A 15296-nucleotide genomic window follows, 5' to 3' on the forward strand; every position below is an offset into this window, starting at 1 on the left:
ACCCTAACTTTTTAATTAGCCGGATATGAATCGAGGGGTCGGTGGCGCAGGGCACCCAGCCTTCGCTCAGGGCGAGCTGGTATCTGCTCGGCCCGGCGTTCGTCGCGGCGATCGCCTATGTCGACCCCGGGAATGTCGCGGCCAACGTCAGCTCGGGCGCGCAATACGGCTACCTGCTGCTGTGGGTCATCGTCGTCGCCAACGTGATGGCGGGCCTGGTGCAATACCTGTCGGCGAAGCTGGGGCTGGTCACCGGGCAGTCACTACCTCGGGCGATCGGCAAACAGATGGGCCGTCCGCTGCGGCTGGCTTTTTGGGTTCAGGCCGAACTCGTCGCGATCGCCACCGATGCCGCCGAAATCATCGGCGGGGCCATCGCCCTGCACATCCTGTTCAACTTGCCGCTGCTGGCCGGCGGGGTGATCACCGGTGTGGTGGCGATGCTGCTGCTGACGATTCAGGACCGCCGCGGCCAGATCCTTTTCGAACGCGTCATCACCGGGCTGCTGTTCACCATCGCCATCGGGTTCGCGGCGAGCTTCTTCGTTGCCACGCCCCCGCCCGGCGCCGTCCTCGGCGGCCTGCTGCCGGGATTCCGCGGGACCGAAAGCGTGCTGCTGGCGGCCGCGATCCTGGGCGCGACGGTGATGCCGCACGCCGTGTACATGCACTCCGGTTTGGCGCTGGACCGCCACGGCCACCCCGAGCCGGGCCCGCGACGGCGCCGGCTGCTGCTGGTCACCCGTGTCGACGTGGTGCTGGCGATGGCCGTCGCCGGAACGGTGAATGCGGCGATGTTGCTGGTGGCCGCGATCAACCTGCACAACCAGGACGTCACCGCGTCGATCGAGGGCGCCTATGCCGCCATCCACGCCACGTTGGGCCCGACGATCGCGGTGCTGTTCGCGGTCGGACTGCTCGCGTCCGGCTTGGCGTCCTCGTCGGTGGGTGCCTACGCCGGCGCGATGATCATGAAGGGGCTGCTGCACCGCTCGATCCCCATGATGGCGCGCCGCCTGATCACCCTGTGCCCCGCCGTGCTGATCCTGGCGATCGGTTTCGATCCCACCCGCACGCTGGTGCTGTCGCAGGTGGTGCTGTCGTTCGGCCTGCCGTTCGCGGTGCTGCCGCTGGTCAAGCTGACCAGCGACCGCGAGCTGATGGGCGACGACCGCAACCATCCCGTGACGACGGCGATTGGCTGGACCGTCGGGGTGCTGGTCAGTGTGCTCAACGTGCTGCTGATCTATCTGACCCTGAAGGGCTAGAGCCCACGGCGCCCGTGCGCGGCACAGCGCGACCAGCGCCGCCGCTGGCAATTCAGGCGCTGGTGTTGGCTTGCGGTCACCACACCACGATGGCGCGCTCTGCTCAAGTGCCTACACCAAGCGGTAGCCCCGCGTCTTGGGGGCGCGGCCTATTTCGCGAGCAAAAAAGTGGATTTTCCCGTTTTGTCCACCCGGATCGATCCGATGCAGAAGGATGAAGGGCGGCCGGGCCGCTCGCTTTGGGAACATCTGTCTGAAGGATCCCCCACTGCCACGGCGATTGAAACGCAATGTGCGGCCCGGCCTACCAACGAGGCTACCCTGCATCCGGAGGCTACCCTGCATCCGCGAGGGCAGCATATTCACACCGGGTGTAGGGAAAACCCCGTCGATTGGGTCCCGGGCATGCGACCACCGCTTCGTGATGGCGGTGACTGACCGCACGTCGTACAAACTGACCAATGCCGGTCGTGCAGTCAGTGCCGTTGTCTGCGTGGAGGATTCGCATAGGTGGAAACGCTTGCGGGCGCACGCAAGAATTTCGCAAGGATTTCGCGAAGAGCCTGCAAGCGGCGTGCGACAACCTATGGGTGTCAGATCCTCAGACCAGCTCCCCAGACCAGCAAGGAAACGCACGTGAACACCATCTACGACTTGGAAGCGACCAGCTATGCGCCGACCAGCCATGCGCCGCGCGGTGACGAGTCCACCGTGGCGTCCGCATGGTCATCCAGCCCGCTCGGCAACCCGGCCGATGTTGCCGCCCCGTACAGCGATGCGGCCGGATTCGCCGCTGACGGCGACGACCTCGCGACCAACAGGGTCGCGCCGGCGCGCAAGCCGTGGTTCATCAGCCGGGGCGTGCTGGCCGGAAGCCTGATCGCCGCCGTCGGATTGAGCGCCGGCTTGGGCATCACGCTGCTCGGCCACCCGAACCAGCAGCCCCAGCCCACGAACACGGCCGCCAGCGCCACCACCGCGGTCGCGGCTCCGTTCGCATGGCTGGCCCCGGCTCCGGCGCCGCCGGCCCCGGCCGCCCCCGCGTCGACGATCGCGGCGCCCGCCGACATCCCCGCCCCGGCCCCGGTGGTCGCGGCACCGGCCTATGCGCCCGAACCCGTAGCAGTGCCGGACAGCGGACCGCCCCCGGCGGCTCCTCCGCCACCGGCCGCGCCGCCTCCGCCGGTCGTCGTGCCCGCTCCGCCGGTCATCGTGCCTGCCCCGGTGCCGGTGTGGCTGCCGCCCCACCCGCTGCTGCCGCACCCGCTGAACCCGAACGGCCCGTCGCACGGTATCGGGTGCCTGCCGCCGCATCGCCTGGTGTCCGGCGTCTGCCACTGAGCTGGGGGCGCAACGCTTAGTCTGGCTTAGTGCGTCGCCATCCCTACTTCGCATACGGGTCAAACCTGTGCGTGCAGCAGATGGCGCGGCGCTGCCCGGGCGCCGGCGACCCCCGCCTGGCGGTGCTGAGCGATCACGACTGGCTGATCAACCAGCGCGGCGTGGCCACCGTCGAGCCCTGCACCGGGAACGACGTGCACGGCGTGCTCTGGCAGATCTCCGACGACGACCTGGCCGCCCTGGACAGCGCCGAGGGCGTGCCGGTGCGCTACCGGCGTGACCGCCTTGACGTCCGCACCGACGACGGCTCGTCGCCGGCCTGGGTGTACATCGACCACCGCGTGCAGCCGGGCCCGCCGCGGCCGGGCTATCTGCCACGCATCATCGCCGGCGCCATCCACCACCGGCTGCCGCAACGCTGGATCGATTTCCTGCGCCGCTGGGATCCGGCGCACTGGCCGCGACCGCTGTCCCCGGCCGGCGTTGGGCCGCAGTCCTTTTCGGCGCTATTGCGCGAACCGGGCGTGGTCGAGGTCAGCCAGTTGCGGTCGCGGTTTGGTTTCCTCGCCATCCACGGCGGCGGCTTGGAACAGATGACCGACTTGATTGCCGAGCGCGCCGCCGAGGCCGCCGACGCGTCGGTGTACGTGGTGCGCCATCCCAACCGGTATCCGCACCACCTGCCGTCGGCGCGGTTTGATCCGGGTGAGTCGGCGCGGTTGGCCGAGTTTCTCGATCACGTCGACGTCGCCGTCTCGCTGCACGGCTACGGCCGGATCGGGCGCAGCACCCAGCTGCTGGCCGGTGGCCGCAATCGGGCGTTGGCCGCGCATCTGGCGCGACACATCGAGCTGCCCGGGTATCAGGTCGTCACGGATCTCGACGCGATCCCGGCCGCGCTGCGCGGCCTGCATCCGGACAACCCGGTCAACCGCGTACGGGGCGGCGGGACGCAGCTGGAACTGTCGGTCCGCGTCCGGGGTCTCAGCCCGCGCAGCCCACTGCCCGGCCGCGACGGCTGGTCGCCGGTTACTGTCGCCTTGGTGCGCAGCTTGGTGGCCGCGGCCCGTTCGTGGTAAGTGTCGTCCGATCGTTCAACGGAGGTTGTTGGTGGCCAAGGATTTTCGCTTCGGAATGAGTGTCCGCTTCTTCAAATCGCGGTCCAGGTTGCAAGACTTGGCGAAGCGCGCCGAGGACGCCGGATTCGACATCATCTGCGTGCCCGACCATCTGGGCGCGGCGGCACCGATCCCGACGCTGACGACCGTGGCGCTGGCCACCACGAAGCTCAAGCTGAGCATGTACGTGCTCAACTCGGCGTTCTACAAGCCGGCGCTGCTGAGCAGGGATCTGCAAGCGCTGGAGGTGCTCAGCGACGGCCGCCTCGAGATCGGCCTGGGCACCGGCTATGTCCGCGAGGAGTTCGACGCCGCCGAGTTGCCCTATCCCAGCGCCCGGGCCCGCGTCGACTACCTCGAACACATGGCGAAATACCTCAAGGAGCACCACCCGAACTCGCCGATGCTGATCGCCGGCAACGGCGACCGGGTGCTGACGATCGCGGCCCGGCACGCCGACCTGATCGGGCTGACCGGTTCCAAGGTGAAAGACGTCGAGGACCCGATGGCCGAACGCGTCGAGTTCGTCCGCAACGCCGCCGGCGAGCGCTTCGATGCGCTCGAGCTGAACCTGGCGATCACGGCGATGCCGGCCGTCGGCGAGAGCGCGCCCGACTTGAAGTTGACGCGCATGTACGCCCCGGATTTGACCGACGACGAAATCCTGGCCCAGCGCTCGGTGCTGACCGGGTCACCCCGCGAGATGGCCGACACCCTGTCCGGCTACCGGGAAAAGTACGGACTGACCTGCTTTACCGTGCAGGACAACCACCTGGAGAACTTCGCGAAAGTCATTGCGGAGCTGCGCTGATCGGATGGCCGACAGCCGTCGCCCGGTAAGCTCAGCCCGTCCGCCCTCGTAGCTCAGGGGATAGAGCACGGCTCTCCTAAAGCCGGTGTCGCAGGTTCGAATCCTGCCGGGGGCACCAGGTGTTTGCACAGGTCAGCGATGCTTTTCAGATGTCTGGCGACTGGTCGATCGCGCTGCGACGTCGAATCGGAGGAATGCCCTCCGTGTCTGCACGGGTCGTGTACTGGTTCAGCATCCCCTGATTCCGCTGCCTTCGATGAAACCGGCCGCCGCCGCACCCCGACGACCGAATCACCACAGATCACGCGGCGCTCTAAATAGGCCCGCCAGCCCCCAACGCACGCGCTAGCGTAGGTAGCATATCTTGCGTATCCTTTGGATGTGGCTGGAATCTTGGTGGTTGAGCGCACGACCGTCGGTAGCCGCGGCACCCGCCGACTCCCGAAGAATCTGCCGTGGGACATCCCTGGACGCGACCAACTCGAACAGGCGCTGCAGAACGCCGGCCTGGCCATAATTGCGGTCGAGAAAATTGAGGAATCACCCTCACCGGCTAATCCCGGCTCCGATGACAAGTCGCGGTTGCGCGTCGAATTGGAAGCCCTAGTCAACGAAGCCAACGAATCCGAGCTTGCGCGGCTAGAGGGAGCCGTGACGGTGTCGTCGGACGACGGCCTCAATGAGCGCTTCTGGGGGCCCGCGCCAGACTCGGTGGCCGCAGCCGAGGCAATCGTTGCCGACCTCACCGACCAGTTCGCGCAGCGACGTGACCTCGCCGCGAACAGCTTTAGCAGGGACGCCGCCGCCAAACTGCTGGGCGTTAGCTCACAGAGCGTCACTGACAGACTCGAATCGCGAAAGCTAGTCGGCATCAAGGTGGGTCGTGAATGGCGGCTTCCTCGTTGGCAATTCGACCCCGACAGCACCACCGGCGTTCTATCCGACCTTGACGTCCTGCAGGCGGCCTTCCCGGGCGGACCCGTGAGCCTCTCGCGTTGGATCATGCGACCGCACCCGGAATTTGGCGGGCGCACCCCCCGCGAGGAAGCGGTCACCCGTGGCAGCCAGTCGGTCATCAATGTCGCCCGCAACCTCACCGCGGCTGGATGGTAAAGGCGCTCGGACCACCTCCCGACCCGCTTCCCAAAGCGAAACGAGTCTGGAGGTGGAACCCACCGGCCGCCTCAGCACGCTGGTGGTGGTGCCGCGTCTATCACCGAGGCAAACACGTCCCCGACGGCATCACCTTCCGCCGGTACGGGCCCAAAGCGCGGTTCGACCACCACCTGCCCGCCGACCCTCCGGTCGAAGACAAGAGCGGCCGACGAGTGCTCTACGTCGGCGAGGACTTGGCGACCTCAGCATGCGAAGTTTTCGGCGACGCCGGCGTCGCGGCGATATGCCCCTACTACCGGGTCGCGATCATCGCCCCCACCACCACGCTGACGATGTTCGACCTTGCGGCAAAAGGCGCAGCCCTGGCGATCGGCGCGCTGCCCGCACTCGGCGACGGCAACGAAGCCCGTTCGCTAACCCAGCAGTGGGCCCGCGCCATCTACAAAGACCAACCCGCCGGACCAGGAATCACTGGCATTCACTATCGCTCGGGCTATAACAGCGGCGAATCATTAGCACTGTGGGACTGCGATGCCCACGTCGAAGTCGTGCGCGACGCTAGCGGCCAACCGCAAGACATCGCACTCGACGACCCACGAATTCTTCCGCGCCTGCAGGTACAGTTGCGCCGACGCCGAATCAGCGTCACCACAGTGCCTTCGAGCGAATGCAGCGAGTGCCAGAAAGAAGTACTCGCTCCGTGAACCGAACCCCGTTTCTCGGCGGCAGGTTAGAGATTGACGCTGAACTACCTCAATCAAGGGCGCAAGATATTTCAGGTTCCCGCCGGAGCCTCCGCATCGCGGACGACTGTCAAGTGCAGGTTCGACCGCGATGGGCAGAGCGGCCTTACATTTAACATTCGTGACACGCGTGGAGCGTTAGTCCTGAAAGGTGCTGCCTACAAGGAGGACTCGCGGGATCGGGATCGCCACCTGCAACCGCTCGTGGCAATTAGTTCCCGCAGAAATGCGGGGAATACCGACGGCGCGCGCTCGCCATCATGAGCCGCGATCCGTCTCCGACTCAACAAGCGCGGCGCAGGGGCGATCCGGGTAGTCTCGAGTGAATTCAACATGCCAGAACCAGTGTTGGCGATGCGATCCTGCCCGCGCTGCAACCAGCGACGTCAATGTGCCGTCGTCTCCAGAGAAAAGGACTCCCACCATGAAGGCGAGAGTGTTGATGGCCGCCCTCGGCGCTGCAGCGACAGCGTTGGCCGCCGGCGTGATGTGGACCGTCCCCTCGGCCTCGGCCGGCACGGACTATTGCAATACGCTGCCCAACCCTCAGCAAATTCACGAGTGCAACTGTGGCTTCGACTTCGCCCCGGGCAGCCAAGAGTTTCACGACTGCATGGCGGGAAATCCCATGGCGCCCGCTCCCCCGCAACCGTAGTCGGCCGCCTTCGGTATCGACGGCAAAACGCTTGAGGCACAACGACTGTCGCGGCTGAAAGCGAGGTGGCCCGGCAGGAGGCCGGGCCACCAGGTTGGTTGCCGCGTTTACTTGCCGCCGCAGTTGGGGTTCGCGGGCCGCGACGGCCACGCGCAGGCATGGACGTCGGTGGTGGCCTCGGTTCCTCCGCCCGTGAACACGCCGTAGGTGTCCCCCTGGGTTGCGGTGTAGGTGGCGCCGCCGGCGCCTTGCCAGCCACCCGAACTCACCACGGTCACCGTCCAGCCCTTGCCCTGCAGCGCGGTTTTGTAGGCGTCCATCACGCCGGTCGACGCACCGCCGACCAGAAAGTGCAGGGCGATGCCGTCGTCCGGAATTGAGCCCGGGCCGTCGGTGCGCTGCGTGTTCGCGGGTGTGGGGATCAGCGACTGCAGTTGCGCCGCGGAGGCCGGCGACGGTGTCTTGGCGGCCGAGTTGGTCGGACCGCTGCAACCTGCCGCGGCCAGTCCGAGCGCTGCCGCTGCGGCTATCACCGCATACGTGTTGCGGCTCATGGTTGACGAGTTAGCCATGTTGTTCTCCTTAATTTCTTGTGCAGGTGAGTCTTTAACCCAAGTGCCCTGGTTCGTCGGGCAGCACGGTGTCGGGCCGCACCGGGTAGGTTTCGTCGCTGACCAGATGCTGGTTGACGAAGTAACCGCCCGTGCAGCTGGTGTGCGACGCCCACGAGCTGCTGCTGCCTCCGTAGGACGTGCAGATCGGAGTCGAGAAGTGGGCAGGAACCCAGATCGTGCGCTGGCGGCTCCAACTGCCGTCCTTGGCGATCGGGCCGTCGCACAGGGTGCGGCGCTGCGAGCCGAGGAAGCCCCACAGCTCGGTCTTGCAGATGCCCGCGGTCGGTACCGGCGGGCTGTCGTCCGCGTGGGCCGTCGCCGCCCAACCGGCAGCGGTCGCGGCAAACGCCGCGGCCAGCAGAGCGCCGGCCACGCCGCGCCGCAGCACGTTGCTTGGTCGGGTGGTGTTCGTCGTGTTGTGGCTGGTGTTGGTTGAAGTGTTCATGGCATTGATCGTTCATCGGCCGATGGCGTCGCAATAGCGGTCGCGTCCTTGCAGGGGTACAAGCTGGGCTTGTATCGGAATTCACTTGGCGATCGTGAGCTTGCCTACTTTGCTGAAATAGCCATTAGTAAACACACGGTTGTGTTCAAAGGCGCTTTTGCGCCGGCAAAAGCGTTGCCGAATTCGGTCCACCGCCATTCTCAAGTTTGGCGGGCCTACTATGGCGCGGACTTGAAACATCGGAATAGTTTCAAATCTCGCGCAAATCAGGGTCTAGGGCCCGATTTGCCGGTACCTCCGTACGGGCGCGATGCCTATTCTTGTGCTGCCAATCCTTTGGTTTGCAGGCCGGCCGTCGCCGTGACCGCGCCTACTACGGCAAGCTGGGGATACCGGCCCCGCTACCGCAGACGATGGGAGATCACCAACCGTGAAGGCAGTTGCGGCAATCGCAGTCACGCTCGGTGCGCTGCTGTCAGGTCCTGGCGTCGCCCACGCGGACGCCGACTCGGACTACATCGCCAACCTCAAATCGCATGGCCTGTCGCCCACGCCGGGGATTTCCGAAAACCAGTGGGAGGCGAGCGCAATCAAAGCAGCGCACGACATCTGCGCCAAGGCGGCGTCGGGGCAAAGCCGGGAGAACATCAGGGCGCACTACGCCGCCAAGAACCCTGACGATGTGAATCAAGTGAATGCCACGATCGATGCGGCCGTCGCCACGTACTGCCCGCAGTACTGGTGACCTGACGACGGGGACCCTCGCGGGCCCTGAGCGCGCCGCGGGCCGAGCGGCGGCCGGGGGTCGGCCGCTCACCACCAGAAACCGTCGTCCCCGAAAAGCGCAGTTCAATACGGACAAATCAAAACCGATGAACAACGCGAATGCTCAATTCATCGAGACCGCTAAAAAGCGTTGGGCGACACACTATATTTACAGCAGTTCCACATAGCGCTATCTCCATATCTCCCATGGTCGGTGGGCGGGGCGGCCGTTTCGATGGTCAATTGACCACGTAGGAGGCCTGCAATGTCATTTGTCATAACAGCACCGGAGATTTTGGCGGCAGCCGCAGCGGATGTGGCGGGCATCGGCTCGTCCCTGAACTCGGCTCATGTGTTGGCGGCCGCCCCGACTACCCAGGTAGCGGCGGCAGCCGCCGATGAGGTGTCGGCCGCGATTGCGTCGCTGTTTTCTGGTCATGGCCGGGACTACCAGGCGCTCAGCGCGCAGGCGGCCGCGTTCCACGCCCAGTTTGTCCAAACGCTGGCGCATGGCGGCGCCGCGTATTCGGCCGCCGAGGCTTCGGCCGTGGCGGCCGTGCGGCGCGGCGCGCTGGCCGTGGTGAACAAACCGACCGAGGCGCTCACCGGGCGTCCGATGGTGGGCAACGGCGCCAACGGGACCGCAGCCCACCCCGACGGGTACGACGGCGGGATCTTGTCCGGCAACGGCGGCAATGGCTATTCCCAGCCGGCGGGTTCCGGCTTGCCCGGCGGCAACGGGGGTAACGCCGGCATGCACGGCAACGGCGGCAAAGGCGGCAACGGCGGGTCCGGCGCGCCCGGCACCGCGGGCGTGGCGGGCGCGGCGGGCACCAACGGCGGCAACGGCGGAGCCGGCGGGAACGGCGGTAGCGGCGGAACGCTGAGTGGTCACGGCGGCAACGGCGGACTTGGGGGAGCGGGCGGAGCCGGCGGCAACGGCGGCGCGGGCATGGCCGGGGCGGCCGGTGTGGCCGGCGTGAACAACGGCGCCGGCGGCAATGGCGGCAATGGCGGCGCCGGCGGCAACGGCGGCAATGGCGGAGCCGGTGGGGCCGGCGGGGCCGCGCCCGCCGGCACAGCGGGCGCCAACGGTATCGGCGGGGCCGGCGGCGCCGGCGGCTACGCCGGTCTGGCCGGCAACGGCGGCGCCGGCGCGGCCGGCACCGCCGCGCACCCCGACGGCGGGGCCGGCGGCAACGGCGGCGACCCGGGCGCCGTCGGCATCGGCGGCACCGGCGGCGCGGCCGGTACCGGGGGCATCGGCGGCCTCGCGGGCCCCAACGGAGCCAACGGCGGCGTCATAGCCAGCGGCAACGGCGGCGCGGGCGGGGCCGGCTACACCACCGTCGCCGCGGGCGCTAACGGCGGCAACGGCGGCGCCGGCGGCAACGGCGGACAATACGGAAACGGCGGGGCCGGTGGGGCCGGCGGCCTCGGCTGGTTCGGCGCGGCCGGCACCAACGCCACCACCCCGGGCGCCAATGGCGGCGACGGCGGCGCGGCCGGCAACGGCGGCAACGGCGGCGACGGCGGCCAGGGCGGCTCGATAGCCGGCAACGGCGGCGCCGGCGGTTGGGGCGGCGCCGGCCTCACCGGAGGCAATGGCGGCACCGGCGCGGTCGGCGCGGCGGGCGTGGCCGGCGTGAACAACGGCGCCGGTGGCAACGGCGGCAACGGCGGCAATGGGGGTGCCGGCGGCAACGGCGGAGCTGGCGGAGCCGGCGGGGCCGCTCCGCACGGCACCGCGGGCCTCAACGGCTACGGCGGCGCCGGCGGGGTCGGCGGCAACGCCGGCGCGCCGGCCAACGGCGGCGCCGGCGCGGCCGGCACCGCCGCGCACCCCGACGGCGGGGCCGGCGGCAACGGCGGCGACCCCGGCGCGGTCGGCGCCGGCGGCACCGGCGGCGCGGCCGGTACCGGGGGCACCGGCGGCCTCGCGGGCCCCAACGGGCATAGCGGCGCCACGGTCACCACCGGCGGCAACGGCGGTAAGGGCGGAGCGGGTTACACCACCGTCGCGGCGGGCGCCAATGGCGGCAACGGCGGCGCGGGCGGCAACGGCGGATCGGTCGGCAACGGCGGCAACGGCGGCAACGGCGGCCTCGGCTGGTTCGGCGCGGCCGGCACCAACGCCACCACCCCGGGCGCTAATGGCGGCGACGGCGGCGCGGGCGGCAACGGCGGCAACGGCGGCGCCGGCGGCCAGGGCGGCTCGATATCCGGCAACGGCGGCGCCGGCGGCTTTGGCGGCGCCGGCCTCACCGGAGGCAACGGCGGCACCGGCGCGGCCGGCGCGGCCGGTGTGGCCGGTGTCAACGGCGGTGCCGGCGGCGACGGCGGCGACGGCGGCAACGGCGGGGCGGGCGGCAATGGCGGGTTGGCGGGGCCGGCGGGGCCGCGCCGCACGGCACCGCGGGCCTCAACGGCTACGGCGGGGCCGGCGGGGTCGGCGGCAACGCCGGCGCGCCGGCCAACGGCGGCGCAGGCGCGGCCGGCACCGCCGCGCACCCCGACGGCGGAGACGGCGGCAACGGCGGCGACCCCGGCGCGGTCGGCGCCGGCGGCACCGGCGGCGCGGCCGGAACCGGGGGCACCGGCGGCCTCCCGGGGGCCAACGGACATAGCGGCGCCACGGTCACCAGCGGCGGCAACGGCGGCAACGGCGGAGCCGGCTACACCACCGCCGCCGCCGGCGCCAATGGCGGCAACGGCGGCAACGGCGGCAACGGCGGATCGGTCGGCAACGGCGGCGCCGGCGGCAACGGCGGCCTCGGCTGGTTCGGCGCGGCCGGCACCAACGGGCTGACCGCGGGCGGCGACGGCACCGACGGCGGGGCCGCCGGCAACGGCGGCAACGGCGGGGCCGGCGGCCAGGGCGGCTCGATATCGGGCAACGGCGGCGCCGGCGGTTGGGGCGGCGCCGGCCTCACCGGAGGCAACGGCGGCACCGGCGCAGCCGGCGCGGCGGGCGTGGCCGGCGTGAACAACGGCGCCGGCGGCGACGGCGGCAACGGCGGCAACGGCGGAGCCGGCGGCAACGGCGGAGCCGGCGGAGCCGGCGGCGCAGCGCCGCACGGCACCGCGGGCCTCAACGGCTACGGCGGCGCGGCCGGCAACGGCGGCAACGCCGGCACGCCGGGCAACGGCGGCCGGCGCGGCCGGCACCGCCGCGCACCCCGACGGCGGGGACGGCGGCGACGGCGGCAACCCCGGCACCTTCGGTGCCGGCGGCACCGGCGGCGCGGCCGGCACCGGGGGCACCGGCGGCCTCGCGGGCGCCAGCGGGGTTGACGGCACCGCGGTCACCACCGGCGGCAATGGTGGCAAGGGTGGGGCCGGCCTTAACGCCACCACCGCGGGCGCCGATGGCGGCAACGGCGGCGCCGGCGGCAACGGCGGGCAATACGGAAACGGCGGGGCCGGCGGCAATGGCGGCAACGGCTGGTTCGGCGCGGCCGGCGCCATCGGCGGCGACGGCGGCGACGGCGGCGACGGCGGCAACGGCGGGGCCGGCGGCCAGGGCGGCTCGATATCCGGCAACGGCGGTGCCGGAGGTAACGGCGGCATCGGCGCCGCCGCGGGCAACGGTGGGTTCGGCACACCCGGCGCGGCCGGCGTGGCCGGCGTCAACAACGGCGCCGGCGGCGACGCCGGCAACGGCGGCAACGGCGGGGTCGGGGGCCACGGCGGCAACGGCGGCAACGGCGGCTCGGCCGCGCACGGCACCGCGGGCACCAACGGCAACGGCGGGGCCGCCGGCAACGGCGGCAACGCCGGCACGGCCGGCACCGGCGGGACCGGCGCGGCCGGCACCGTCGCAAACCCCGACGGCGGAGCCGGCGGCAATGGCGGCAACCCCGGCACCTTCGGCGCCGGCGGCACCGGCGGCGCGGCCGGAACCGGGGGCACCGGCGGCACCGCGGGCGCCGACGGGAACGACGGCACCGCCGTCACCACCGGCGGCGACGGCGGGAAGGGCGGGGCGGGCCTCAACGCCACTACCCCGGGCGGTACCGGCGGCAACGGCGGGGCCGGCGGCAACGGCGGGGAATACGGAAACGGCGGGGCCGGCGGTAACGGCGGCGCCGGCGGGGCCGGGCTGGCCGGCACCTACTCCATGATCACGGCCGGCAGCGGCACCAACGGTGGCAACGGCGGGACCGGCGGCAACGGCGGCAACGGCGGGCAGGGCGGCTCGATAGCCGGCAACGGCGGGGTGGGCGGCACCGGCGGCGCCGGCGGCGCCGGCGGTGTCGGCGGCAACGGTCAAATTGGCGCCGCCGGGCTGAACAGTGGTGTCGGCGGCAATGGCGGCAATGGCGGAGACGGCGGCATGGGCGGGATCGGCGGATCCGGCGGGGCGGCCGCGCACGGCACCGCGGGCCTGAACGGCAACGGCGGGGCCGGCGGGGCCGGCGGCAACGCCGGCACCGGCGGTCCGGGCGCCGCCGACAGCGGCGCCAACGACGCCGGCGTCGGCGGCAACGGCGGCGTCGGCGGCAACGGCGGCAGCGCCGGCGCGGCCGGTACCGGCAGCACGGGCGGCGTCGTCGGGGCCGCGGGGGTCGGCGGCAACGGCGGTACCGGCGGCTTCGGCGGCCTGACCACTTTCGCCGGGGACACCGGCGGCCAGGGCGGCGACGGCGGCCAGGGCGGCCAAGGCGGCACCGGCAGCACGGGCGCGACCACCGGCATCAGCTCGAGCGGCGGCCGCGGCGGCTTCGGCGGCCTCGGTGGCGTCGGCGGTAGCGCCGTTACCGGTGCAACCAACGGCGACGGCGGGGCCGGCGGCCAGGGCGGCACCGGCGGCACCGGCGGCCTCGGCTACGCCGACGACGGCACGGACGACGCCGGCACCGGCGGCACCGGCGGGGCCGGCGGCCTCGGCGGGCTTGGCGGCCTGGCCGGTATCGGCGGCAGCGGCGGCACCTTCGGCGCCGCTGGGGCCGGCGGCACGGGCGGGGCCGGCGGCCAGGGCGGCGCCACCACCATCGTCGGGCACACCGGCGGCACGGGCGGCACGGGCGGCACCGGCGGCGCGGGCAACGTCGGCGGCAGCGGCGGCTTCGACAGCATCGGCGGCCTACCCACCGTCGGCGCGCCGGGCGCTGCCGGCGGCACCGGCGGCAACGGCGGCGACGGCGGCCAGGGCGGCCAAGGCGGCTCCGCCGTCGCCGGCGCAAACAACGGCAGCGGCGGCCAGGGCGGCGCCGGCGGTGTCGGCGGCAGCGGCGGCATCGGCCACATCGACACCGTGTTCAACAATGACGCCGGCAACGGCGGAGATGGCGGCGCCGGCGGCAACGGGGGTGCCGGCGGCGCCGACGGCACGGGCGGCACCGCCGGCACTGGTGCTGGCGGCACCGGCGGCGTCGGCGGTGCCGGCGGTGGCGGCGGCCTGGGTGGTGCCACCAACACGCCGGCGGACACTCCCGGTACGGGCGGGCATGGCGGCCAGGGTGGCACCGGCGGCACCGGCGGCACCGGGCCCACCGGCGGCGCCGGCGGACCCGGCGGCGCGGGCAGCAGCGGCTTCCCCGGCACCGGCCCAATCGGCACCCTCGGCGGCTTCGGCGGCACCGGAGGCACCGGCGGCAGCGGGGGCACCGGCGGCCCCTAGCCGCGTGCCTAATTCGTGAGCGCCAGCATCCCGCGCAGCGTCGGCCAGCTCGCGGCCAAGCCGGGATGCAACCGCAGGTCCGCCACGTCGGGCTCGGCGACCCAGCGCAGCTCCGCGCTTTCGACGCAAGCCACGACGGGCAGCAGCTCGGCGGCCTCGGCGATGACGGTGGTGTAGGTCCAGTCGGTGCCGACCGGCGCGGCAGTGACAACCGAGCCGCGCAGCGCGATCTGATCCGCGCGGATCCCGGTCTCTTCGTGGGCTTCGCGCAACGCCGCTCGCTCGGCGGTTTCATGGCTGTCGCGGGCGCCGCCGGGCAGCCCCCAGGTGCCGCCCTGATGGCTCCACAACGCTCGGCGTTGCAGCAGCACCGCCGGTGCGCCGTCGGGCGTCGGGGCACGCAACAACAAACCGGCCGCCCCGTAGCGGCCCCAATGGCGATTGCCGTCGGCCGAGACCACCCATCCGTTGCCGTCATCACGCATGAACACACGATATTTGCTGCGACTCGCTGAGCGTCCCGCAGACGCGCGCGACTTCGTGTCCATCAGACGAATTTTCGAAAGTCGTTGACATTCATTGCCTTTAACGTCGAGCATGTCGTTCATTCCGAGGTCACGTTCCGGACCGGCGCGGTTCGTCGGCGCGGCGTGCGGGTGACTCGTTGTGCAGGTGGTCCGTATTCCGGGCTCCGATATTTGCCATACGGTGGCGGGTTGGTTGGACCACAAAACGGGGGCGGCCTGTCAAAGCCGCTCCCAACCCACCCGCCGCCCCAGCACCGACCTCGGCGAACA

General features: G+C 71.4%; 14 protein-coding genes and 1 tRNA gene. 11 read left to right on the top strand and 4 right to left on the bottom strand.

Going from position 1 to position 15296, the window contains the following annotated elements; translation table 11 throughout:
- The first annotated feature begins 29 nt into the window (after window positions 1-29).
- The 8 genes from G6N66_RS22010 to G6N66_RS22045 all read left to right on the top strand — a co-directional run bounded on the left by G6N66_RS22010 (window position 30) and on the right by G6N66_RS22045 (window position 7052).
- Window positions 30-1268: an Nramp family divalent metal transporter gene (locus G6N66_RS22010; protein ID WP_372515921.1), complete on the top strand. Its 1239-nt coding sequence runs from the start codon at window positions 30-32 to the stop codon at window positions 1266-1268.
- A 636-nt stretch (window positions 1269-1904) separates the two neighbouring features.
- Entirely contained in the window at window positions 1905-2609 is a 705-nt protein-coding gene (locus G6N66_RS22015; RefSeq protein ID WP_163645740.1) for a hypothetical protein, read from the top strand.
- 29 nt (window positions 2610-2638) lie between these two features.
- Window positions 2639-3688, top strand: coding sequence for a poly-gamma-glutamate hydrolase family protein (locus G6N66_RS22020; RefSeq protein ID WP_263990401.1), 1050 nt, complete (start codon window positions 2639-2641; stop codon window positions 3686-3688).
- A 25-nt stretch (window positions 3689-3713) separates the two neighbouring features.
- The gene (locus G6N66_RS22025; RefSeq protein ID WP_085234928.1) at window positions 3714-4538 is read left to right on the top strand and encodes an LLM class F420-dependent oxidoreductase; all 825 of its coding nucleotides are present in this window, start codon (window positions 3714-3716) and stop codon (window positions 4536-4538) included.
- A gap of 42 nt (window positions 4539-4580) precedes the next feature.
- Window positions 4581-4656, top strand: a tRNA-Arg gene (locus tag G6N66_RS22030).
- Window positions 4657-4919: 263 nt separating this feature from the next.
- Window positions 4920-5651: a helix-turn-helix domain-containing protein gene (locus tag G6N66_RS22035; RefSeq protein WP_163645903.1), complete on the top strand. Its 732-nt coding sequence runs from the start codon at window positions 4920-4922 to the stop codon at window positions 5649-5651.
- Window positions 5645-6358: an RES family NAD+ phosphorylase gene (locus G6N66_RS22040; RefSeq protein ID WP_085234929.1), complete on the top strand. Its 714-nt coding sequence runs from the start codon at window positions 5645-5647 to the stop codon at window positions 6356-6358. Before G6N66_RS22035 ends, G6N66_RS22040 begins: the two co-directional genes overlap by 7 nt.
- Window positions 6359-6821: 463 nt before the next feature.
- Complete coding sequence (locus tag G6N66_RS22045; protein WP_085234930.1) at window positions 6822-7052, top strand: hypothetical protein; 231 nt, start codon at window positions 6822-6824, stop codon at window positions 7050-7052.
- 107 nt (window positions 7053-7159) lie between these two features.
- On the opposite strand, the gene G6N66_RS22050 is transcribed toward G6N66_RS22045, so the two are convergent.
- Together G6N66_RS22050 and G6N66_RS22055 are read right to left on the bottom strand one after the other, a co-directional pair.
- Entirely contained in the window at window positions 7160-7624 is a 465-nt protein-coding gene (locus G6N66_RS22050) for a hypothetical protein (protein WP_232079386.1), read from the bottom strand.
- A gap of 34 nt (window positions 7625-7658) precedes the next feature.
- Entirely contained in the window at window positions 7659-8111 is a 453-nt protein-coding gene (locus tag G6N66_RS22055; protein ID WP_232079387.1) for a CDGP domain-containing protein, read from the bottom strand.
- Between the two features lie 430 nt (window positions 8112-8541).
- On the opposite strand from G6N66_RS22055, the gene G6N66_RS22060 reads away from it, so the two are divergent.
- Window positions 8542-8856: a DUF732 domain-containing protein gene (locus G6N66_RS22060; RefSeq protein ID WP_085234932.1), complete on the top strand. Its 315-nt coding sequence runs from the start codon at window positions 8542-8544 to the stop codon at window positions 8854-8856.
- Between the two features lie 285 nt (window positions 8857-9141).
- Entirely contained in the window at window positions 9142-11685 is a 2544-nt protein-coding gene (locus tag G6N66_RS30515) for a PE family protein (RefSeq protein ID WP_170299635.1), read from the top strand.
- Window positions 11686-11967: 282 nt separating this feature from the next.
- Here the strand turns inward: G6N66_RS30515 and G6N66_RS30520 are convergent, their stop codons facing one another.
- Complete coding sequence (locus G6N66_RS30520; protein ID WP_170299636.1) at window positions 11968-12564, bottom strand: hypothetical protein; 597 nt, start codon at window positions 12562-12564, stop codon at window positions 11968-11970.
- Between G6N66_RS30520 and G6N66_RS30525 the strand changes: the two genes are divergently transcribed.
- Window positions 12496-14499 (top strand): hypothetical protein, encoded by a 2004-nt coding sequence (locus tag G6N66_RS30525; RefSeq protein WP_170299637.1) that lies wholly within the window; start codon window positions 12496-12498, stop codon window positions 14497-14499. The two genes, G6N66_RS30520 and G6N66_RS30525, sit on opposite strands and share 69 nt — an antisense overlap.
- A gap of 8 nt (window positions 14500-14507) precedes the next feature.
- Here G6N66_RS30525 and G6N66_RS22070 read toward each other — a convergent pair whose 3' ends face one another.
- Window positions 14508-14984 carry an NUDIX hydrolase gene (locus G6N66_RS22070; protein ID WP_085231827.1) on the bottom strand — a complete coding sequence of 159 codons (477 nt, stop codon included), beginning with the start codon at window positions 14982-14984 and terminating at the stop codon, window positions 14508-14510.
- Window positions 14985-15296: the final 312 nt, after the last annotated feature.

It is taken from the genome of Mycobacterium conspicuum (assembly GCF_010730195.1).
GTDB classification, from domain to species: Bacteria; Actinomycetota; Actinomycetes; order Mycobacteriales; family Mycobacteriaceae; genus Mycobacterium; species Mycobacterium conspicuum.

Coding starts and splice junctions, on each gene's coding strand:
- G6N66_RS22040 (WP_085234929.1), top strand. CDS start 5,645: ATGGTAAAGGCGCTCGGACCACCTCCCGACCCGCTTCCCAAAGCGAAA.
- G6N66_RS22055 (WP_232079387.1), bottom strand. CDS start 8,111: ATGAACACTTCAACCAACACCAGCCACAACACGACGAACACCACCCGA.
- G6N66_RS22050 (WP_232079386.1), bottom strand. CDS start 7,624: ATGGCTAACTCGTCAACCATGAGCCGCAACACGTATGCGGTGATAGCC.
- G6N66_RS30515 (WP_170299635.1), top strand. CDS start 9,142: ATGTCATTTGTCATAACAGCACCGGAGATTTTGGCGGCAGCCGCAGCG.
- G6N66_RS22045 (WP_085234930.1), top strand. CDS start 6,822: ATGAAGGCGAGAGTGTTGATGGCCGCCCTCGGCGCTGCAGCGACAGCG.
- G6N66_RS22070 (WP_085231827.1), bottom strand. CDS start 14,984: ATGCGTGATGACGGCAACGGATGGGTGGTCTCGGCCGACGGCAATCGC.